Source organism: Streptomyces sp. NPDC058683, from assembly GCF_042716195.1.
Classification (GTDB): domain Bacteria; phylum Actinomycetota; class Actinomycetes; order Streptomycetales; family Streptomycetaceae; genus Streptomyces.
In genome coordinates, this window is record NZ_JBHXSK010000034.1 from 77,356 (window position 1) to 97,940 (window position 20,585).

Below are 20,585 nucleotides of genomic sequence, written 5' to 3' on the forward strand. Positions count from 1 at the left end.
GGGAACGCACCATGAACTTGGCCGTGGTCGGCATGATCGCCGGCATGGCGCTGGGCTTCGCCGGATACTTCGGCGGGTTCGGCGCCTTCCTGCTGGTGGCGGCGCTGGGCGCCGTCGGGTTCGTCGTCGGCAGGTTCGCGGAGGGAGACCTCGAACTCGGCGACTTCTTCCGCAGCCGTGACGACCGGCGTGACCGGCGGCGATGACCACCGCGAGCAGCGAGACGCGCAGGTCCCCGACGGCTGTGGCGCCCGGCGAGCGCGGTGCCGTCCGGATCGCCGACCGGGTGGTGGCGAAGATCGCGGCGCAGGCGGCCCGCGAGGTCCTCGGCCCCCTTCCGAAGGACGCCGTGGCCCCGCACGCCACAGTGGCGGTCCATCACGGCGCCGCCCGCGTCCGGGTCCACCTCGAACTGGACTATCCGTCCGACATCGGAGCCCGCTGCGCGGCTGTGCGTCGGCATGTGGTCGAGCGGGTAGGCGCGTTGGTGGACATGGAGGTGCGGGAGGTCGCCGTGCACGTGGAACGGCTGCACCCGGCCCAGACCCAGGGGAGGGCGTGATGAGCACCGAGCAGACACAGGTCGTCGAGAAGCCACCCGAGGCCGCGCCGCCCCCGGCCGGCCGCGAGGCCCGCTTCTGGTCGCCGCGCCGCACACCCGCGGCCCTGGTCGCGGTCCTGCTCCTGGTGACGGCGGCCGTCTTCCTGTACGACATCGCGGCCGTACGGGCCCACCACCCCGCGATGCACTGGCGCCGGGAGCTGGCCCGGCAACTCGCGCGACAGCCCCTCGACGGCACCTGGGTCCTGGTCGGCGCGGGCATCGCCGTAGCCCTCGGCGTGTGGCTGCTGACCCTGGCCGTCACGCCGGGCCTGCGGGACGTCCTGCCGATGCGCCGCAGCCACCCCGACGTGCGCGCCGGGCTGCGCCGCGACGCGGCCGCGATGGCGCTGCGCGACCGGGCCATGGAGATCTCGGGCGTACGCCGGGTGCGGGTACGGCTGCACCGCTCCCGTGTCCATGTCCTCGCCGTCTCCCACTTCCGTGAACTCGACGAGGTGCGGGCCGACCTGGACGCGGCACTCGCCGACGCGATCCACGGCCTGGGGCTGGCCCACCCGCCCAGGCTGACCCTGCACGTCGTCCGCCCCGGCCGGAAGGGATGAGCGATGCTCACGGCGATCAACCGCGTACTGACCGGTCTGGCGGGCCTGGCGCTCCTCGCCCTGGGCGGCGCGGTCCTGGCCGTCGGCCTCGGTGCCCCGCCCCCCTCCTGGTGGATCCACGACGGCCGTCACGACGTCCTCCTCACCACCGCCGAACGCACCCACTGGCGTGCGGCGGGCTGGTGGTGGCCGACGGTCCTGGCCGCCCTGGCGGTCCTGCTTCTGCTGTCCCTCTGGTGGCTGACCGCGCAACTGCGCCGACGCCGTCTGACCGAGGTCCTGGTGGACACCGGGGACGGCGAGGGCGCGTTGCTGCGCGGCAGGGCCCTGGAGACGGTCCTGGCGGCCGACGCGGCCCACCAGCAGGGCGTCGCTCACGCCCAGGCGGTCCTGAGGGGCAGGCGGACGGCTCCGGAGGTACGGGTGTGGCTCCAGCTGGACCCGGACGTGCCACCGCGCGAGGCCCTGGAGGACCTCACCACGCAGGCGCTGGCCCACGCCCGGGACTCGGCGGCCCTGAAGAGACTCCCGGCGGAGGTCCGGCTGACATCGGTGAAACACCGTGCGGAGCGGGTCACCTGACACGCCGTCCGGGGGACCGGCTCCGGCCCCTTCCCCGGCCCTGGGAATCCCCGCCCGCGGAACCGGGTTGCTTCCCGTTGCCATGATGACGACGGGAAGGGGACGGGTGCCGATGAGCCTTCGTCAGTTCGAGTACGCCCTGGCCGTTGCCGAGGAGGGCTCGGTGACCGCGGCCGCGGAGCGGCTGCACGTCGCCCAGCCGTCGATGTCCCAGCAGATCCGCGCCCTGGAGCGGGAACTCGGCGTGGAACTGTTCGCCCGTACGCCGAGCGGGCTGGTGCCCACCGTCGTCGGCCGTGCGTTCCTGCGGGAGGCGGAGACCGCGGTGAGCGCGGCACGGCGGGCGAGGGCGACGGCGCGGGCCGGCGCCGACGAACTGGTGGGCGAGCTCGTGGTCGCGGTGCAGATGGGCTTCGGCACCCGGCAGCTGCCGGGTGCGCTGGGCGCGCTGCGCGACCGCTACCCGCGCCTGGAGATCACCGTCTTCGAGGAGCCGGGCGCCGCCGAATTGGAGCGGCTGTGCCGCCAGGGTGTGCTGAACCTCGCCCTGATGGCCGCGTGCGAGCGGACCGCCTCCGACGCCCACCACCTCGGCGACGAGGAGTTCGTCGTGGTGCTGGGCGCCGGACACCCGCAACTCGCCGCGGACCGTGTCGACCTGCGGGAGCTGGCGGGGGAGCCGTGGGTGCGGTTCGACCGCGACAGCGCGCTCGACGCCGTACTGCTGGAGGTGCTGCGGACCAACGAACTGGCCCCGGCCACGGCCGCCCGGGTGTCCCAGACGGCGACCGCCGTGCGCTGGGCCGCCCACGGGCTCGGGGTGACGCTCGTCCCGGCCTCCGCGGTGCCCCAGGGCCACGAGCACCTCGTACGCCCGGTGTCCCCGGCCGTGACCCAGCCCGTCGTCGCCGTGCTCCGGCCCGGCGCGGGCCCGGCGGAGGCGGCCCTGCTCACATTCCTGCGCAAGGAGACCTGGTCCGAGTCCGTTTTCTTCGCACCGGTTTCCACAGCGGTTTCCTGAGGACCGATAAGAGTGCGGGTGTCATCGAATTACTTCTGCGGAGAACGGCGTTCCGGAATTCCGTCGGAATTCCGTCGGAATTCCGTCGGAATCCCGTGGGCGTCAGCCCCGGGGGAATTCGCCGCCGTCCACGATGAGATTGCTCCCGGTCAGCCAGCTCGCCCGTTCGGACGCGAGGAACAGCACCGCGTGGGCGATGTCGTCGGGCCGGCCGTCCCGCCCCAGCGGCGCGGTGTCGCCGGCGTTGATCGTGCCCGGCTTCAGGTCCAGGCGTGCCCACTGCTCCCGTGCCTCCTCCCCGCCGGGAGTGTCGACCCTGCCGGGAGTCACGGTGTTGACCCGGATCCCGAACGGGGCCTGCTCCGAAGCCAGTCCCCGGCTGTAGTTCTCCAGCGCCGCCTTCGCCGCCGTGTAGTGCAGGAACGGCGCCACCGGGGTGAGTACCGCGGCCGACGAGACATGCACGATCACCCCCGCACGCCGCTCCCGCATCCCCGGCACCAGCAGTGCGTCCAGCCGCACCGACGCCAGGAAGTTCAGGTCCAGCGCCTCCTGCCACTCCTCGTCGGGGATGGCCGAGGTGCCCTCGTACGGCCGCCCCCCGCCCGCGTTGTGGACCAGGACGTCCACCCCGCCGAGCACCTCCCGCGTGGCCGTGGCCAGGGCCTCCGCGCCGGCCCGGGTCCGCACGTCGGCCGCCACGAAGGCGGCCCCCTCCGGCACCGTGTCCGTCGCCGACCTGGCGGTGGTGAGCACCTCGGCGCCCGCGTCCAGGAGCCGGCGCACCACGGCGGCGCCGATTCCGCGGGAACCACCCGTGACGAGTGCCCGCTTTCCGGCGAGTTCCCGCGTTCCCGATGCGTTCTCGATCGTGGCCATGCCACCGGTCCTTTCCCTCGTGTTCCGGTTCGCTGTTCACGGTACGGAGGGAAAAGAACCAGAGGCAAAGACGAAAGAGCAGCGGCTGCCATAGGGAGTCCCTATGGCGTTCCGACCGTCAGAATCCGTGCCGCATGCCCCCGTCGACCGGCACCATGATCCCCGTCAGATAGGACGCCCCCGGCGACAGCAGAAACGCGCCCACCCGCCCGAACTCCTCCGGCGTCCCGTACCGCCGCAGCGGAATCCGGGACTCGTTCTCCATCCGGGTGGCCGCGGGGTCGGCCGACAGTGCGTCCAGCGCCCGCGCCCGGTCCGTGTCGATCCGCGACGGCAGCAGCCCCACCACCCGGATCCCGCGCGGCCCCAACTCGTCCGCGAGCGACTTGGCGAACCCGGCGAGCCCCGGCCGCAGCGCGTTCGAGATCGTCAGCCCGGGAATCGGCTCGTACACCGACCCGGACAGCACGAACCCGATGACACCGCCGTGCTCCAACTCGGCCGCGGCCGCGCGCGCGAGCCGTACGGCCCCCAGGAACACCGCCTCGTAGGCGGTCTGCCACTGTTCGTCCGTGTTGTCGGCGATGAACCCGGCCGGGGGCCCGCCCACGCTCACGAGAATGCCGTCGAAACGCCCGAACTGTTCACGTGCCGCCGAGATCACCCGCTCCGGTGCGTCCGCCTCCGCGTTGCCGACGGCGATGCCCGCCGCGTTCGGCCCCAGCTCGGCCACCGCCTCGGCGACTCCCTTCTCGTCCCGTCCGGTCACCACGACCTTCGCCCCGTCGGCGACCAGTTCGCGCGCGGTCGCGTTGCCCAGCCCCCGGGTCGCTCCGGTGACGACGTACACCCGGTCCTTCAGTCCAAGATCCATGGGCCCTATCCTGCCTTTTCGCCGCCGAACAGTGTGAGAGCGGTGTTCACCAGTCCGATGTGGCTAAACGCCTGCGGGAAGTTGCCCAGCTGGCGTCCGAGCTCCGGTTCGTACTCCTCGGAGAGCAGCCCCACGTCGTTGACGAGTCCCACCAGCCGCTCGAACAACTCCTTCGCCTCGTCGGTACGGCCCGTCATATGCAGTGCGTCGGCCAGCCAGAACGAGCAGGCCAGGAAGGCGCCCTCGCCGCCCGGCATGCCGTCGACGCCGATCGCGTCGGTGTCGTAGCGGCGCACGAAGCCGCTGCGGCCCAGGTCGTCCCGGATCGCGTCCACCGTGCCGATCACCCGCGGGTCGTCCGGCGGCAGGAAGCCGAAGCGGGGGATCAGCAGCAGGGCGGCGTCGAGTTCGCGCGAGCCGTAGTACTGGGTGAAGGTGTTGCGCTGCGGGTCGAACCCCTTCTCGCACACCTCCCGGTGCACCTCGTCACGGAGCGCGCGCCAGCGCTCCAGTTCGCCCTCCAGCTCCGCGTGCTCCTCCAGGGTGCGTACCGCGCGGTCCGCGGCCACCCACACCAACACCTTGGAGTGCACGAAGTGCCGGCGGCCGCCGCGCACCTCCCACAGACCCTCGTCCGGCTGGCGCCAGATCTTCTCCAGGAACCTCATCAGCGAGCACTGGATGGCCCACATGTGCGGCCTGGTGGACAGGCCGGCGTTGCGGGACAGCGACAGCGAGTCCATGACCTCGCCGTACACGTCCAGCTGGAGCTGGTCGACGGCGCCGTTGCCGACGCGGACCGGCGCCGAGCCGGCGAAGCCGGTCAGCCAGGGCAGTTCGAACTCGGGCAGCCGGCGCTCGCCGGCCAGGCCGTACATGATCTGCAGGTCCGCCGGGTCACCGGCGACCGCGCGCACCAGCCAGTCGCGCCAGGCCTCGGCCTCCTTGTGGTAGCCGGCCGACAGCAGGGCGCCGAGGGTGAGCGAGGAGTCGCGCAGCCAGCAGAAGCGGTAGTCCCAGTTGCGCACCCCGCCCAGCTCCTCGGGCAGCGAGCTGGTGGCGGCGGCGACGATACCGCCGGTCGGCGTGTAGGTGAGCGCCTTGAGGGTGATCAGGGAGCGCATCACCGCGTCCCGGTGGGGGCCGTCATAGGTGCAGCGGGCGGCCCAGCGCCGCCAGCCGGTGACGCTGGAGCGCAGCGCCTCGTACGGGTCCAGCAGCGGCGGCCGCGGCTCGTGCGAGGGGTGCCAGGTGAGCACGAACGCGACCCGCTCGCCCTCCGCGACGGTGAACTCCGAGTGCGTGCCGAAGTCCTCGCCCCAGGTCCGTACGGACGGTTCGCTGCGCAGCCACACCGAGTCGGGACCGGCGACGGCGACCCGGTGACCGCCTGAGCGGCGCATCCAGGGGACGACCGAGCCGTAGTCGAAGCGGAGGCGGAGCGTGCTGTGCACGGTGACGCGGCCGCTGACGCCTTCGATGATGCGTACGACGTCGGGGGCGCGGTCACGTTGGGGCATCAGGTCGGTGACCCGGACCGTGCCCTCGGGGGTCTCCCACTCGGTGTCCAGGACCAGCGTGTCGGGCCGGTAGGCGCGCCGGGTGCACGTGGCGGCGTCCTTCGGAGCGATCCGCCAGTGGCCGTTGTCCTCGTCGCCCAGGAGCCTGGCGAAGCAGGCGGCCGAGTCGAACCGGGGCACACACAGCCAGTCGATGGAGCCGTCCCGGCCGACCAGGGCCGCGGTCTGTTCGTCGCCGATGAGGGCGTAGTCCTCGATGCGTCGGTCCACGGGTTCCGGTTTCCCGCCGGGCCGGTGGGCCAATCAGGGGATGGGCCGGGGGAGTGACACCGGCTCAGACGACGGCCGCCGGTTCCGCTTCCGCCGCGGGCTCTTCCTTCGCCGCCTCTTCGCGGGCCCGGGCCTCACGGCGGACCAGCACGAACCAGCCGTAGGGGACGCCCGCGGCGAACAGCCACCACTGGATCATGTACGCGTAGTTCAGCGGGGCGTCTTCCTTGCCCGGGTCGGAGATCTGCTCCGGGGTGTCGCCCTTGGGCTCGGGCGCGGTCTGCTGGATGTAGCCGCCCAGCACCTGCTTGCCGAGCCGGCGTGCCTGCTCCTCGCTGTTGATCAGCATGATCTGCCGGTCGGGCAGGCCCTTGAGGTCCTTGATGCCGCTCGCCGCGGTGGTCTCGTCGGGCATCAGCCGGCCCTGGACGGTGACCTGCCCGCCGGGCGGGGCCGGAACCTTGGGGAACGCGGTCTGGCTCGGGCCGTCCGAGGAGATCCAGCCCCGGTTGACCAGCAGCACCTTGCCGTCGGCCAGCACGAAGGGGGTGAGGACGTGGTAGCCGACCTCGTCGTCGTCGTTGGTACGACGCCGGACGACGACCTCGTGGGCGGTGTCGAAGGTGCCGGTCGCGGTGACGGTGTGGTACCGCTCCTTGCGGGTCACCGCGTGCCCCGGCTCGGTCACCCGCTCGACGGGCACCGGCTTGGCGTTCAGGGCCTGGGCCACCAGTGCGTTACGGGCGCTGCGCTCCTCGTACCGGTGCTTCTGCCAGAACCCCAGCCGGATCATCGTGGGGATCAGAAGCAGGGAGATCAGGGTGAGGATCACCCACTGCCGGGTCAACAGGAAGCGGTACACGAACAAAGACCGTACCCCTCGCGTATCGGCCCCCTGAGGGAGGGTCCCCCAGAGGGCCGGCGACATCCCTGCCCCGATCGGTCACACGCGGTCGACGATGCCCGCCTTCCCGGCCTCGCGGGCGCAGTGGGCGCCGCAGTACCACTGGTTCTCGGCCTCGACGCCCTGGCCGATGATCGAGACCTTGCAGTGCTCGCAGACGGGGGCCATGCGGTGGATCGCACAGGAGAAGCAGTCGAAGACATGGACCGCGCCCTGCGCGTGCACCTCGAAGGTCATTCCGTAGTCATTGCCGCAAACTTCGCATTTCGCCATGTGGCACAGGGTGGGCGGTCGTCCCCTCGCGGGCGAGCGGGCGCCGGGCGAGTCGCCCGGCAATCACCCGTCCGTACGGCCCCGCCGCGCGGTCACTTCCCCGGTGCCGAGGCCGGCGCCACGTCCCGCAGCAACTGCCCGAAGGCCGCCTCGTCGACGACCGGCGTGCCGAACTGGCGCGCCTTGAGCACCTTCGAGGTGCCCGAGTCCGGGTCGTTGGTGACGAGCAGGCTGGTGAGCCGCGAGACGCTCGTCGACACGTGCAGGCCGGCCTCGACGGCCCGGTCCTCCAGGAGCTCCCGCTCGGTCGAGGTGTCCCCGGAGAACGCCACCCGCATGCCCTGCCTGAGCGGGCTGCCGTCCTCGTACCGCCCCGGGTTCGGATACGGGCAGGCCGGCCGCTTGCGGGCCGGCCGCCAGTTGTTCGGACGGTAGCCGCCGCCGTAGCCGCCGCTCGCCTGCTGCCCGATCCGGGGCGTCTCCGACCACTCCGTCAGCGGCCGGCACTCAAGCAGCGGCAGCCGGACGTTGCCCGCCGCCGCGGCCCGCAGACTGGGCCGGAACGCCTCCGCGAGCACCCGCGCGTCGTCCAGTGCGTGGTGCGCCCGCCGCTGTACGACACCGAAGTGCGCGGCCAGGGTCTCCAGCTTGTGGTTGGGCAGCGGCAGCCCCAGCTCCTTGGAGAGCGCGATCGTGCACAGCCGCTGCTTCACCGGGGGCTCGCTCTTCGCGCGCGCGTACTCGCGCGCGATCATCTGCCAGTCGAAGACCGCGTTGTGCGCGACCAGCACCCGGCCGTCGAGCCGGGCCGCGAACTCCTCGGCGATGTCGGTGAAGAGCGGCGCCCCTTCGAGGACCTCGCTCGTCAGACCGTGGATCCACACCGGGCCCGGGTCGCGCTCGGGATTGACCAGCGTGTACCAGTGGTCCTCGACCTCGCCGCGCTCGTCCAGCCGGTAGACGGCCGCGGAGATTATCCGGTCGTCCCGGGCCAGTCCGGTGGTCTCCACGTCGACGACCGCGTACCCCTCGGGATACGCGGCAGGCCACGGGGTGCCGGCGGAGACTGCGGTCGTCAGGTCTTCGAGCATGGTCATTGAGGATACGGGCCCCGGCTGACAGTCCGGTCCGTCAGGTCACCCGTCGCCACCGCCCGTTCGCATGTCCTGATTGCCCTTCGCGTGGCTATGGACCTTTTCGCCGCCCGGTGCCACCGTGCACCCCGCCCGGCGCTGACGCGGCGACGACTCCGCGGCGGCGCGGCGCTCGGACGGTCGACGGAAGGGCGGTACGGCGGATGGCACGCGTACGGTACGGCGCTCGGACCGGGGCGGAGATCGCGGCCGCGCGCACCACGAGGCTCCCGGACGTCTGGTCCACCGGCGTGGTGGCCGTCTGGGAGAGCGACCCGGACGCGGTCGCGGCGGTGCTGCCGCCCCCGCTCAAGCCCACCGGCCGCCCCCTGGTCCGCGTCGGCATCAGCCAGGTCCGGCTGCCCGGATACCCGCTGGGCGCGGGCTCGTTCGCGGTCGCCGCCGCGCACGGCACGGCCGAGGGCTGGTATCCGCTGGTGATGCCGATGACCCACGAGCGTGCCCTCACCGGCGGCCGTGAGGTCTTCGGGGAGCCCAAGAAGCTCGGCGAGGTGACCGTCGGGCGCGAGGGCGACCTCGTCCGTGCGGCGCTGGCCCGGCACGGCGTCGTCTTCGTGGAGGTGCGCGGCACGGTCGACGGCCCGCTGCCGCTGCCGGAACCCGCGCCGAAGACCGACTTCTACTTCAAGTTCCTGCCGGCGGTGGACGGTTCGGGCTTCGACGGCGACCCGCTGCTGGTGCACTGCGTCCGCGAGGAGAAGGTCCGCCGGCTGGAGCGCGTGACGGGGGAGGTGATCCTCCGTGAGTCGCCGTACGACCCGGTCGCCGACCTCCCGGTGCTGCGCCTGCTGGACATCACCCTCGGCGAGAAGACCAGCGACCAGCGCGGCCGGGTCGCCGAACGAGTCGATCCCCAGGCCCTGTTGCCCTACGTCCACCAGCGCTACGACGACGCCCGCCAGATCGTCGACGCGCCCCCGGAAGGGAGCGAGGCCTGATGGAACTCGGTGCCGGACAGGTCGCCGTCGTCACCGGCGCGGCGAGCGGGATCGGGCTCGCGATGGCCCGGCGGTTCGCCGCCGAGGGCCTGAAGGTGGTCCTCGCCGACGTGCAGCCGGCCGCCCTGGAGAAGGCCGCGGCGGACCTCCGCGCGGCCGGTGCCGACGTGCACACGCGCGTGGTCGACGTCGGCGTGCGCGAACAGGTCATGGAACTCGCCGAGTCGGCCTACGACACCTACGGCGCGGTGCACGTCCTGTGCAACAACGCCGGGGTCGGTTCGGGCGCCGAGGGCCGCATGTGGGAGCACGAACCCAACGACTGGAAGTGGGCGTTCGAGGTCAATGTGTGGGGTGTATTCCACGGCGTACAGGCTTTCCTGCCGAGGATGATCAAGTCGGGTCAACCCGGTCATGTGGTCAATACATCCTCCGGCGACGGCGGCATCGCGCCGCTGCCGACGGCCTCCGTCTACGCGGTCACCAAGGCGGCCGTGGTCACCCTCACCGAGTCCCTGTACGCCCACCTCAGGGCGGAGCACGCGCGCGTGGGCGCCTCGGTGCTCTTCCCGGGGCCGCACATGCTCCGTACGGGCCTGTGGGAGTCGCACCGCAACCGGCCCGAGCGCTACGCCAAACAGCGGCCGCGCAGGACGCCGTACCGCAGCCTCGACCAGTGGGAGGCGGCGATGCGCGCGGCGGGCAAGGAGGTCGCCTTCACGCCCGTCGAGGAGGTCGCCGAGTTCGTCGTGGCGGGCATCCGCGCGGACCGCTTCTGGCTGCTGCCGGAGAGCGGGCACAGCGACGCCCAGATCCGGGCGCGGGCGCGCTCGATGCTGGACCGGGCGAACCCGTCGTACCTCGAAAGCTTCATCCTGGACTGACAGGAGGCTGTCGTGACGCCGTCCGACGACCCGTATCTGATCATCTCCTCCGACTGCCACGCCGGGCTGCCCACCGAGGAGTACCGGCCCTATCTGGACGCCCGGTTCCACCGGGACTTCGACGAGTTCCTCGCCGGGCGGGACCGCCGCCGGGAGGAGATGACCCGGCTCGGCATCCGCAACGAGGCGTTCGCGAGCAAGTGGTTCCAGGACAACGAGGAGGGCCTGCGCGGGGGCTGGGACAGCGCGCAGCGGCTGAAGGAGCTGGACGGCGACGGGGTGGCCGCCGAGGTGGTCTTCCCGGACGCCGACGCGGTCGACAGCCGGACGGCCGCGCCCTTCGGGGTGGGCCTCGGCCTCTCCGGCGACCACGACCCGGAGCTCGGCATGGCGGGTGCGCGGGCCCACAACCGCTGGCTGGCCGACTTCGTCTCCGAACACCCCGAACGGCACTGCGGGGTCGCCCTGCTGCCGGTCACGGCCCCGGTGGACCGCGTCGTCGCCGAGGTGCACCGCGCCAGGGAGACCGGCCTCGGCGCGCTGATGATCCCCGCCATGTGGGTCGACAAGGAGCCGTACCACGACCGCCGTTACGACCCGGTGTGGGCGGCGGCCGCCGAGTGCGGGATGCCGGTCCTCACCCACTCCGGCGCCGCCCCGCGCCACGAGTACGGCGACCATCTCGGCATCTACGTCAGCGAGGTGACCTGGTGGCCGGCCCGGCCGCTGTGGTTCCTGCTCTGGTCGGGGGTCTTCGAACGCCACCCCGGGCTCAGGTTCGGTGTGGCGGAGTCCGGCTGCTGGTGGCTGCCGAACCTGCTCTGGTTCATGGACCGCCTCTACCTCGGCGCGCACGGCGGCAAGAAGCTCTCCCCCTTCCAGGAGCTGAAGCGCCCGCCCCACGAGTACCTGGACCGGCAGGTCTTCGTCTGCGCCACCAACACCAAACGCCGTGAACTCGCCCAGCGCTACGAGATCGGCGTCGACAACATCCTGTGGGGCAGCGACTTCCCGCACCCGGAGGGCACCTGGCCCGACACGCGCGCGTGGCTGCGCCGCACCTTCCACGACATCCCGGTGGCCGAGACCCGCCGGATGTTGGGCCTGGCGGCGGCCGAGGTCTTCGGCTTCGACGTGGCGCGCCTGACGCCGCTGGCCCGCCGTATCGGCCCCACCCCCGCCGACCTGGGCCAGCCGGCCGACCAGAGTGCCGTGGCGGCCTCCTGGGCGCGCTCGCGCGAGGTGGGCCGCCACTGGCTGACGGACAACGACTTCCCGGCTCTGGGGGTGAGTTCATGAACGGCGAGCGCTACACGGTGATCTCCGCCGACTGCCACGCGGGCGCCGATCTCCTCGACTACAAGCCGTACCTGGAGAAGCGGTACCACGACGACTTCGACGACTGGGCGGCGACGTACGTCAACCCGTACGAGGACCTGCTCTCCGACTCCGCCGACCGGAACTGGAACTCCGCTCGGCGGCTCGCGGAGCTGGAGCGGGACGGGATCGTCGCGGAGGTGATCTTCCCCAACACCATCCCGCCGTTCTTCCCGTCCGGCTCTTTGATGGCCCCCGCGCCGACGGGTGCGGAGACCGAGCTGCGCTGGGCGGGCCTGCGCGCCCACAACCGCTGGCTGGCCGACTTCTGCGCCGCCGCGCCGGGCCGCCGGGCCGGTGTCTTCCAGATCCTCCTCAACGACGTCGACGAGGCCGTGAAAGAGATCCGCCGGGCGGCGGCCGCGGGCCTGAAGGGCGGCCTCATGCTGCCCGGCACCCCACCGAACTCGGGCCTGCCCGAACTGCACGCGCGCGTGTACGACCCGATCTGGGCCGTCTGCGCGGAACTAGGCGTCCCCGTCAACCACCACGCGGGCTCGGCGTCCCCGCCGCTCGGTGACGAACCGGCCGCCCGCGCGGTCTTCATGGTCGAGACGACCTGGTTCTCGCACCGGGCGCTGTGGCACCTGGTCTTCGGCGGCGCCTTCCGCCGCCACCCGGACCTGAGGCTCGTCCTGACCGAGCAGGGCTCCGGCTGGATCCCCGGGGTCCTGGCCATGCTGGACTACTACCACGGCCGCCTGCTGGCCGCGGCCTCGACGGCGACGACCGCGGAGGCGAGGTTCGGGGCCGGGCTGGCGGAGGGCATGGGCAGGTCGCCGTCCGAGGTGTGGCGGTCGAACTGCTTCGTCGGCGCCAGCTTCATGCGCCCGCACGAGGTGCCGCTGCGCGACCGCATCGGCCTGGACAAGATCATGTGGGGCAGCGACTACCCGCACGACGAGGGCACCTACCCCTACACCCGTGAGGGCCTGCGCTTCGCCTACGCGGGCGTCCCGCGCAACGAGGTCGCGGCGATGCTCGGCGGCAACGCGGCCCGCGTCTACGGATTCGACCTCGGCCTCCTGGACCCGATCGCGGCCGAGGTGGGACCGACGGTCGCGGAGATCGCCGAGCCCCTGCCTCAGCCGCCGGCGGACGCCACGAGTCCGGTGTTCGCGCGGGGGGCCTCGGTACGGGTCTGGTGACGTCGGTACTCCCCTTCACCGGGGACGGAGTGCGATCCTCCGTGTCGTGACGGAACAGACGCACGACAACGAGGCCCACGGGGGCGCGCTCGGCTCCCGGCTGAACTGGCTGCGGGCGGCCGTACTGGGAGCCAACGACGGCATCGTGTCGACGGCGGGCATCGTCGTCGGCGTCGCGGGCGCCACCGGGGACCGCAGCGCCCTGCTGACGGCCGGCCTGGCGGGACTGCTCGCCGGGTCGATGTCGATGGCGGCGGGGGAGTACGTGTCGGTGTCCACCCAACGCGACTCGGAACTGGCCGCCCTCGCGCTGGAGAAGCGGGAACTCAAGGAGCAGCCCGAGGCGGAACTGGAGGAGCTGACCGAACTGCTGGAGCGGCGCGGGCTGTCCCGGGAGGTGGCGCGGGAGGCGGCGGTCCAGCTCACCGAGCGGGACGCGCTGAGGGCCCATGCGAGCGTGGAGCTGGGCATCGACCCGGACGAGCTGACCAACCCGTGGAACGCGGCGCTGGCGAGCTTCCTGGCGTTCACGGTCGGGGCGTTGCTGCCGCTGCTGGCGATCGTGCTGCCGCCCGCCGACTGGCGGCTTCCGGTGACCGTGGGGTCGGTGCTGGCCGCGCTGGTCCTGACGGGATGGAGCAGCGCGCGGCTGGGGGCGGCGGCGGTGGGTCCGGCGATGGTACGGAACGTGGTGGGCGGCGCGCTGGCCATGGGCGTCACCTATGCGGCGGGGAGTCTGCTGGGGGCGGTGGGGGTCTAGCGGCCGCGTGGCTGTTGGCGGAGATCGCCAACAAGCAAGCGCATACCGCGGGCAATACTTGTGGGTAACAACGTCTAGCCGCAGCCGACCAGCGGTTCTACGGTGCCCCCATGCCGAACCTGCCCGATGTCGTGCTGTGGTCGATACCCGCCTTCGTGCTGCTCACCGTGATCGAGGTGATCAGCTACCGCATCCATCCCGACGACGACGCCGACGGGTACGAGGCCAAGGACGCCGCCACCAGCGTCGGCATGGGGCTCGGGTCGCTCGTCTTCGACTTCGTCTGGAAGATCCCGATCGTCGCGATCTACACGGCGATCTACGAACTCACGCCGCTGCGCATTCCCGTCCTGTGGTGGACGGTCCCGCTGATGCTGTTCGCGCAGGACTTCTTCTACTACTGGTCCCACCGCGGCCACCATGTCATCCGCGTCCTGTGGGCCTGCCACGTCGTCCACCACTCCAGCAAGAAGTTCAACCTCACCACCGCACTGCGCCAGCCCTGGACCTCGCTGACGGTCTGGCCGTTCTACGTCCCGCTCGTCGCCGTCGGTGTGCACCCGGCCGCGCTCGCCTTCTGCTCCTCCGCGAACCTCGTCTACCAGTTCTGGATCCACACCGAACGCATCGACAAGATGCCCCGGTGGTTCGAGTTCGTGTTCAACACGCCGTCCCACCACCGCGTCCACCACGCCTCCCAGGGCGGCTACCTGGACCGCAACTTCGGCGGGATCCTCATCATCTGGGACCGGTTGTTCGGATCGTGGGTGCCGGAGGTCGAGCGGCCGGTGTACGGGTTGACCAAGAACATCAACACGTTCAACCCGATCAAGGTGGCCACCCACGAGTACCTGGCCATCGGCAGGGACCTGAAGGCGGCCCGCAGTTGGCGGGAGCGGGCCGGGCGGGTCTTCGGGGGGCCCGGCTGGGCGCCGCCGGCCGCCGTGGAACAGACCGAGGAGTCCGTGGCCGCGTGAGAGCGTCCCGGGCGCTGCTCGCCGCCTTCGCCCTGGCCCTCGCGGTCGACCTCGGCTGCCTCGCCGCCGGCTTCCGCCCCGGACACGTGGTCGCCAAGGTGCTCCTGATGCCGCTGCTGGCCGCCTGGACCGCCCGCGCGGGCGGCTCCCGGCTGCTCGTCGCCGCCCTGCTGTGCGGCTGGGGCGGCGATGTGCTGCTGCTCTCCGACGCCGACCCCGCCTTCATGGCGGGGATGGCCTGCTTCGCCGCCGGGCACGTCTGCTATCTCGTCCTGTTCCGCCGCCACGGGCCGGCACACGCGCGTGCCCGCGTTCTCGCCGTCGCCTACGCCGCCGCCCTCGTCACCCTGGTCGCCCTGCTGTGGCCGGACCTGCCCGCCGGTCTCCGCGTCCCCGTCGCCGGCTACAGCACCCTGCTCACCGCCATGGCGTACACGGCGGTCACCCGGCTCGGCCCGGTCGCCGGACTCGGCGGTGCGCTCTTCATGCTCTCCGACACCCTCATCGCGACCGGCGTCGCCGACTGGCCGCAGCTGCCCGGACCCGACTTCTGGATCATGCTGACCTACGCGGCCGGACAGTTCCTGCTGGTCCGGGGCACCCTCGACGCGCGGCCCGCACCGGCCACGGCGTACCGTGAAGTGCGCTCGACCACCCCCTGAGCGCACCCACGACACCGCACGAGAAGGATCCTCGCCATGCGCGCCACCACCATCCACGCCCCGTACGACATGCGCGTGGAGGACGTGCCCGAGCCGGTGGTGCAGCTGCCCACCGACGCCGTCGTACGCGTGCTGCGCGCCTGTATCTGCGGCAGCGACCTGTGGGCGTACCGGGGCGAGGCGGCCCGGCAGCCGGGGCAGCGCATCGGGCACGAGTTCCTGGGCGTCGTCGAGGAGACCGGCTCCGAGGTGGGCACCGTCCGGCGCGGCGACCTCGTGGTGGCCCCCTTCATGTGGTCCGACGGCGTCTGCGACTACTGCCGCGAGGGCCTGACCACGTCCTGCGAGCACGGCGGTTTCTGGGGCTCGGTGGGGTACGACGGCGGCCAGGGCGAGGCCGTGCGCGTCCCGTTCGCCGACGGCACCCTGGTCCAGCTGCCCAAGGACGCGGCCTCCGACGACCACCTGCTGACCGCCCTGCTGACTCTCTCCGACGTCCTCGGCACCGGCCACCACGCGGCCCTCGGCGCGGGCGTCCGTCCCGGTGCCACCGTCGCCGTCGTCGGGGACGGCGCGGTCGGCCTGTGCGCCGTGCTGGCCGCCAAGCGACTGGGTGCCGAGCGGATCATCGCGCTGGGCCGGCACGAGGTCCGCACCGACATCGCGCGCCGCTTCGGCGCCACCGACGTCGTCGCCGAGCGCGGGGACGCGGCCGTGGCGGCCGTCCGCGAGCTCACCCGGGGCCAGGGCGCGCATTCCGTCGTGGAGGCCGTGGGCACCGAGCAGTCCATGCGGACGGCCGTCGAGATCACCCGGGACGGCGGCGCGATCGGCTTCGTCGGCGTCCCGCACGGCAGCGGCACCGGGCTGGACCTCTCCGTCATGTTCGACCGGAACATCGCCCTGCGCGGCGGTGTCGCCCCGGTCCGCGCCTACATCCCCGACCTGCTGCCCGACGTCCTGGCCGGCACCGTCGACCCCTCGCCGGTCTTCGACCTGACCGTCGGCATCGAGGGCGTGCCCGACGGCTACAAGGCGATGGACGAGCGCACCGCCCTCAAGGTGCTCGTCACCAACGACTGAATCAACGTCCCGGTCAATGGTTGATCACGTCCACCCGATTGAGCGCACCTGATCGGGTCGCCCCGGTCAAGTCCATCTGATCGGCACCGGCAGCGCCGTCAGCACCCCCGACACCGCCACCACCACCCCCAGCACGGCCACCTCGGCCCGCGCGGGGACGTACGCGGCGAGCGGGTCGGCCGCCCGGCGCAGCCGGAACCGTGCCCACAGCGCGAGTGCGGCGACGGCGGCGACGAGGACCACCTTGGCCAGCAGGGTGCGCCCGTACGCCGTCGTCGTCAGCTGGTCCAGGATCGTGCCCGCGGGCATCCGCCGCAGCGAACTCCACACGCCCGTCGCGGTGATGACCGCGAGCAGTACGGCGGCCACGCGCGCGTAGAGACCGAGCAGCGCCGCCCCGGCCTCCCTGCTGCGCCACCGGTGCAGCAGGCGCAGCGCGTGCAGCAGACCGCCCGCCCACAGCGTCGCGCAGGTCAGATGCACCAGGGTCAGCGCCGAGCCGAGCAACGGGCTGTGCTCGGGCGCGGGATGGGCGCGCAGCGCCTCGGCGACGACCACCGCGGCCAGCGGCCACACCTGGAGCGCCGGGCGGCGCGCGCGGGCGCACAGACCCGCCAGCAGAAAGGCGTTGACCTCGATCAGCGCCAACTTGCCGTCACGCGACTGGTACAGGCCGCCCACATCGACGTCGGCGAGAGCGCGCGGCACCAGGTTGCCCGTGGACACGACCGACGCCAGCCCCAGCGCGGCGACGAAACCGGCGGCGGCCGCGAACACCGCCCGGCCGGGCGGCCGTTCGGGCGGCAGGTCCGGCAGCCGGCGGGCCAGCCGGTCCACGAACAGCTCGCCCAACGGCACGCACAGGGCGGCGAACACCACCCCGCGCAGCAAGGCGATGCCGCCCACCCCCGGCGCCGCCGCCTCCCCGGTGTCGTGCAACGCGACGGACGGCCCGAGCAACGGCACCACCAGCGCGCCCAGCGCCACCAGAACCAGGACGGCGACGGCCCGGCCGGTACCGGGGCGTCTCGCGGGGCCGTTCGCGTCGGCCGCTTCGGTGGTCGGTCGTGTCGCCGTCACCCCACGATCTTCGCCAGTCATGACAGAACCGGGCAAGTAGCGGAAAACAACTGACGGAGCGTCATCCCGCCTGTTCGCGCGTTTCCGGCCGGGAGGCCGGTGCGGTCACGCCCACGTGGCCGGATCCGACCCCCACGGCACCGGCGGCCGCGCCCAGTCGGCCGGGCCGCCCGCGAAGGACACCGGCGGCCGTGCGTACCGCAGCCGCCCCAGCGCGCTGTCCGTCTCGGCGAGCCAGGCGTCCGGCCCCTCGTACGGCTCGCCGTCCTCGGGCCCCGGCTCCATCTCCGCCGTCAGCCATCGCGCGGTGCGCGCCAGCGCCAGCCGCACGAACCTGCTCCCGCCGTCGTACGACTGCTCGGTCACCGCTCGCAGCACGCCGGCCGCCAGCAGATACCCCGTGCCGTGGTCGAGCGCCTGCGCGGGCAGCGCACCCGGCCGCTCCGCCGAGCCCTCGGTCTCCGCGATGCCGGTGGCGACCTGCACCAGACTGTCGAAGCCGCGCCGCCCGGCCCACGGCCCGTACGCACCCCACGCCGACACCTGGGCCACGACCAGCCCCGGCCGCCGTTCGGCCAGTGCCTCGGGAGAGAGGCCGAACCGGTCCAGGGCGCCCGGCCGGTAGCCGGTGACCACGACGTCCGCCGAGGCCAGCAGTTCCTCGAAGACCGACCGGTCCGACGCCAGGTCGAGCGTCGCCGAGCGCTTCCCGAAGCCCGTGTCGGCGTGCTGGTCGGGGAGTTCGGGCAGCCGGGGCGCGTCCAGGCGCAGGACGTCCGCGCCCAGCAGGGCCAGCGTGCGGGTGGCGACCGGGCCGGCCAGGACCCGGGTCAGGTCCAGGACATGCAGCCCGGCGGCGGGCAGCAGGGGAGTGGCGCCGGCGCCGAGCGGCGCGAGCACCCGCGCGTGGGCCGCGTCCAGGCGGCCCCGCTCGACAAGGGGGCGTGCGGCCACCTCGACCGCCTGCGCGTGCGCCGCCCACTCCTCGGGCGCGCGCAGCGCCACGGCGAGCCCGCCGGCGCCGTAGGCCGCCTCTTCCACCTCCCGTGCGGGCAGTTCGGCGATCCGGGCCGCGGCTTCCTCCGGCGAGGCACCCTCCGGCAGCCCCAGCGAGACCAGCAACCGGGCCCGGTGGTGCGGATAGTTGGCGTGGGTGCGCACCCATCCGTCCGCCGTGCGCCAGAACCGGGACAGCGGGGCGAACGACACCGGCGCCCGCCCGTCGACCAGCAACTGCCGCTCGCTGGTGAACGCCGCCGCCACGGCCCCGTCGTCCACCCGGACCGCGGGCACCTCCACCGTTCCGGTCCGCCGCGCCCCCAGCTCGGCGGCGGCCAGCGCACAGGCCCCCACACACGCCCGCGCCAACTCCCGTACGGGGAGCCGCGCTTCCAGCACCCCATCCCGTACGACGTTCGAGATCCGCGGGACCAGGGCGGGATCGCCGCCCAGGGCCGACCAGGCGAACTCGGTGTGCAAAGTAGTCATAGAGGCACTATGCAGGGTGTACTGAATCAACATGTCGACCCAGGGTGACGAGGGGAGGCATGCCGGGGCGGAATTCCGTGAGTGGAGAACAGGCCAAGCCCGGCCCGCAGTCCCGCCTCCCCCCTGTTCCGGATGTTCCGGAACCCCGCCCGGTACGTCGGCACGGGCGACTCGCGGGTGAAACCGGAAGGTGCGGAACGCCAACCGGAATCGGCAGCAGACAGCAGGGCATCCCAGGCTCGTGGACGACGACTGTGCACCGGCCACGGCTCCGCCTGTCGGTGCACTGCCGTGACCAGCCGTCCGGCGCACAAGTCGCGCCGGGGGATACATCCTTGACCGCGTGATCATTTGTCTTGAACTGTGAAGAGTTTGTGCTCAATTGGCTATTGCTCTTCATTTGCATTGATCAAGTCCCGTACGGCGGGGCCGGTTTCAGGGGGTGGAGAGTGGCTGGGAGAAACCCAGGACTCGTAGGAAGATCGATCATGGCGTTCGCGCTCGTGGCCGGATTGTCGGCCTTCGCCGGCAGCGCACACGCGGGTACGGCCGAGTGCAAGCTTCCCGAGACAGGGGAACTGGGCGTCGAGCAACTGCCCACCGGATCGTCCGTGATCACGTGCGGCGCGGTCGGACGGGTCGTCGTCTACGACGGTGCCGGTGTAACCGTGCCCGAACCGGGCATGGCCGTGAGCGTCGACATGCTGACCACGGACGGCGAGACGCACGGATTCACGCTGGAGGTCGCGGCGGACGGCAAGGTCTCCTACCTCCTTGAGGGAGCCGTCGCGGACTCCTCCACCGGTGGCTACGACGTGCCCGAGCCGACGACACCCGACCCGGCGTCCGACGTCCCGGCGGAGACGGACACGGTCACCGACGCCACGGACTCCTCCACCGATGCCGAGGTGGCCGACGTGGACGCCGCCGCCTCCCCGTCGGCATGCAGCGACGGCGCGTACAAGACGGACGACCGCAAGGAGTACGGCACCTACAACTGGTACATCGGCGACGGCGGTCTGCCCGCCGGGCTGTCCAAGACCGACGCCATCTGGGCGTTCGGGGACGCCCTCGACAACATCACCGAGAGCTACAACAACTGCGGCTACAGCGACTCCGTCGGCGCCAAGGAGAACTACCTGGCCACCACCAGCCGGGAGGCGAGCGTCAACAAGAGCAGCCAGTGCACCGGCCAGGACGGCCTGAGCGTGTGGGACGCCGGCGACATCAAGGACACCGCCGTCGCCACGACCTGTTCCTACACTTGGTCCATGCCGGGGGTGAAGAACGACCTGCGCGAGGCCGACGTCCGCTTCAACACGTACAACCATGACTTCACGAACAAGCCGACCAGCAGCTGCGCGAACAGGTTCTTCGACGTCCGCTCCGTGGGTACGCACGAGGCCGGACACATCTTCGGACTCGGCCATGTCGGGGCGGGGCACGAGAACCTCACCATGTACACGGATTCGTTCAGGTGCAAGACGATCGCCAGGACCCTCGGCAAGGGCGAAGTCCTGGCGCTGCGCAGTATCTACTAGGCA

General features: G+C 72.3%; 22 protein-coding genes. 14 read left to right on the plus strand and 8 right to left on the minus strand.

The features are described from left to right. Positions 1–11: 11 nt before the first annotated feature. From ACFWXC_RS32895 to ACFWXC_RS32915, 5 genes are all read left to right on the plus strand, one after another. Entirely contained in the window at positions 12–206 is a 195-nt protein-coding gene (locus ACFWXC_RS32895) for a hypothetical protein (protein ID WP_362568373.1), read from the plus strand. Continuing rightward, positions 203–562 (plus strand): Asp23/Gls24 family envelope stress response protein, encoded by a 360-nt coding sequence (locus ACFWXC_RS32900; protein WP_384484275.1) that lies wholly within the window; start codon positions 203–205, stop codon positions 560–562. Before ACFWXC_RS32895 ends, ACFWXC_RS32900 begins: the two co-directional genes overlap by 4 nt. Further along, complete coding sequence (locus ACFWXC_RS32905; RefSeq protein ID WP_384484277.1) at positions 562–1,167, plus strand: DUF6286 domain-containing protein; 606 nt, start codon at positions 562–564, stop codon at positions 1,165–1,167. The genes ACFWXC_RS32900 and ACFWXC_RS32905 overlap by 1 nt, the downstream gene beginning before the upstream one ends. Before the next feature lie 3 nt (positions 1,168–1,170). Beyond that, the gene (gene amaP / locus ACFWXC_RS32910; protein WP_384484279.1) at positions 1,171–1,749 is read left to right on the plus strand and encodes an alkaline shock response membrane anchor protein AmaP; all 579 of its coding nucleotides are present in this window, start codon (positions 1,171–1,173) and stop codon (positions 1,747–1,749) included. A gap of 112 nt (positions 1,750–1,861) precedes the next feature. Further along, positions 1,862–2,770 (plus strand): LysR family transcriptional regulator, encoded by a 909-nt coding sequence (locus ACFWXC_RS32915; RefSeq protein ID WP_384484281.1) that lies wholly within the window; start codon positions 1,862–1,864, stop codon positions 2,768–2,770. A 102-nt stretch (positions 2,771–2,872) separates the two neighbouring features. On the opposite strand, the gene ACFWXC_RS32920 is transcribed toward ACFWXC_RS32915, so the two are convergent. The 6 genes from ACFWXC_RS32920 to ACFWXC_RS32945 form a co-directional block, all read right to left on the minus strand. Further along, positions 2,873–3,649: an SDR family oxidoreductase gene (locus ACFWXC_RS32920; RefSeq protein ID WP_384484283.1), complete on the minus strand. Its 777-nt coding sequence runs from the start codon at positions 3,647–3,649 to the stop codon at positions 2,873–2,875. A gap of 118 nt (positions 3,650–3,767) precedes the next feature. Then, a complete protein-coding gene (locus ACFWXC_RS32925; RefSeq protein ID WP_384484285.1) occupies positions 3,768–4,523 on the minus strand; it encodes an SDR family oxidoreductase in 756 nt (251 codons plus the stop codon). A gap of 5 nt (positions 4,524–4,528) precedes the next feature. After that, positions 4,529–6,313 carry a glycoside hydrolase family 15 protein gene (locus ACFWXC_RS32930; RefSeq protein WP_384484287.1) on the minus strand — a complete coding sequence of 595 codons (1,785 nt, stop codon included), beginning with the start codon at positions 6,311–6,313 and terminating at the stop codon, positions 4,529–4,531. 64 nt (positions 6,314–6,377) lie between these two features. Continuing rightward, complete coding sequence (locus tag ACFWXC_RS32935; protein ID WP_384484289.1) at positions 6,378–7,175, minus strand: SURF1 family protein; 798 nt, start codon at positions 7,173–7,175, stop codon at positions 6,378–6,380. 81 nt (positions 7,176–7,256) lie between these two features. Continuing rightward, positions 7,257–7,490 carry a hypothetical protein gene (locus ACFWXC_RS32940; RefSeq protein ID WP_351326105.1) on the minus strand — a complete coding sequence of 78 codons (234 nt, stop codon included), beginning with the start codon at positions 7,488–7,490 and terminating at the stop codon, positions 7,257–7,259. 92 nt (positions 7,491–7,582) lie between these two features. After that, positions 7,583–8,581, minus strand: coding sequence for a DEDDh family exonuclease (locus ACFWXC_RS32945; RefSeq protein WP_384484291.1), 999 nt, complete (start codon positions 8,579–8,581; stop codon positions 7,583–7,585). Between the two features lie 206 nt (positions 8,582–8,787). Between ACFWXC_RS32945 and ACFWXC_RS32950 the strand changes: the two genes are divergently transcribed. The 8 genes from ACFWXC_RS32950 (at position 8,788) to ACFWXC_RS32985 (ending at position 16,473) form a co-directional block, all read left to right on the plus strand. Further along, complete coding sequence (locus ACFWXC_RS32950; protein ID WP_384484293.1) at positions 8,788–9,582, plus strand: acetoacetate decarboxylase family protein; 795 nt, start codon at positions 8,788–8,790, stop codon at positions 9,580–9,582. Continuing rightward, positions 9,582–10,466 carry an SDR family NAD(P)-dependent oxidoreductase gene (locus tag ACFWXC_RS32955; protein WP_384484295.1) on the plus strand — a complete coding sequence of 295 codons (885 nt, stop codon included), beginning with the start codon at positions 9,582–9,584 and terminating at the stop codon, positions 10,464–10,466. Before ACFWXC_RS32950 ends, ACFWXC_RS32955 begins: the two co-directional genes overlap by 1 nt. Before the next feature lie 12 nt (positions 10,467–10,478). Further along, positions 10,479–11,765 carry an amidohydrolase family protein gene (locus tag ACFWXC_RS32960; RefSeq protein ID WP_384484297.1) on the plus strand — a complete coding sequence of 429 codons (1,287 nt, stop codon included), beginning with the start codon at positions 10,479–10,481 and terminating at the stop codon, positions 11,763–11,765. After that, a complete protein-coding gene (locus tag ACFWXC_RS32965) occupies positions 11,762–12,991 on the plus strand; it encodes an amidohydrolase family protein (protein WP_384484299.1) in 1,230 nt (409 codons plus the stop codon). Before ACFWXC_RS32960 ends, ACFWXC_RS32965 begins: the two co-directional genes overlap by 4 nt. Before the next feature lie 46 nt (positions 12,992–13,037). Next, positions 13,038–13,751, plus strand: a complete 714-nt coding sequence (locus tag ACFWXC_RS32970; protein ID WP_384484301.1) for a VIT family protein — start codon at positions 13,038–13,040, stop codon at positions 13,749–13,751. A 110-nt stretch (positions 13,752–13,861) separates the two neighbouring features. Continuing rightward, the gene (locus ACFWXC_RS32975) at positions 13,862–14,728 is read left to right on the plus strand and encodes a sterol desaturase family protein (RefSeq protein WP_384484303.1); all 867 of its coding nucleotides are present in this window, start codon (positions 13,862–13,864) and stop codon (positions 14,726–14,728) included. After that, complete coding sequence (locus ACFWXC_RS32980; RefSeq protein WP_384484304.1) at positions 14,725–15,390, plus strand: lysoplasmalogenase; 666 nt, start codon at positions 14,725–14,727, stop codon at positions 15,388–15,390. Before ACFWXC_RS32975 ends, ACFWXC_RS32980 begins: the two co-directional genes overlap by 4 nt. Before the next feature lie 36 nt (positions 15,391–15,426). Beyond that, on the plus strand, positions 15,427–16,473 hold the full coding sequence (locus ACFWXC_RS32985; RefSeq protein WP_384484306.1) for a zinc-dependent alcohol dehydrogenase family protein: 1,047 nt from the start codon (positions 15,427–15,429) through the stop codon (positions 16,471–16,473). Positions 16,474–16,539: 66 nt separating this feature from the next. Here the strand turns inward: ACFWXC_RS32985 and ACFWXC_RS32990 are convergent, their stop codons facing one another. Together ACFWXC_RS32990 and ACFWXC_RS32995 are read right to left on the minus strand one after the other, a co-directional pair. Next, positions 16,540–17,553 (minus strand): CopD family protein, encoded by a 1,014-nt coding sequence (locus ACFWXC_RS32990; protein ID WP_384484308.1) that lies wholly within the window; start codon positions 17,551–17,553, stop codon positions 16,540–16,542. 105 nt (positions 17,554–17,658) lie between these two features. After that, positions 17,659–19,041: a CoA transferase gene (locus ACFWXC_RS32995; RefSeq protein ID WP_384484310.1), complete on the minus strand. Its 1,383-nt coding sequence runs from the start codon at positions 19,039–19,041 to the stop codon at positions 17,659–17,661. A 488-nt stretch (positions 19,042–19,529) separates the two neighbouring features. Between ACFWXC_RS32995 and ACFWXC_RS33000 the strand changes: the two genes are divergently transcribed. Beyond that, positions 19,530–20,582, plus strand: a complete 1,053-nt coding sequence (locus ACFWXC_RS33000; RefSeq protein WP_382539381.1) for a peptidase M10 — start codon at positions 19,530–19,532, stop codon at positions 20,580–20,582. Positions 20,583–20,585 lie beyond the last annotated feature (3 nt).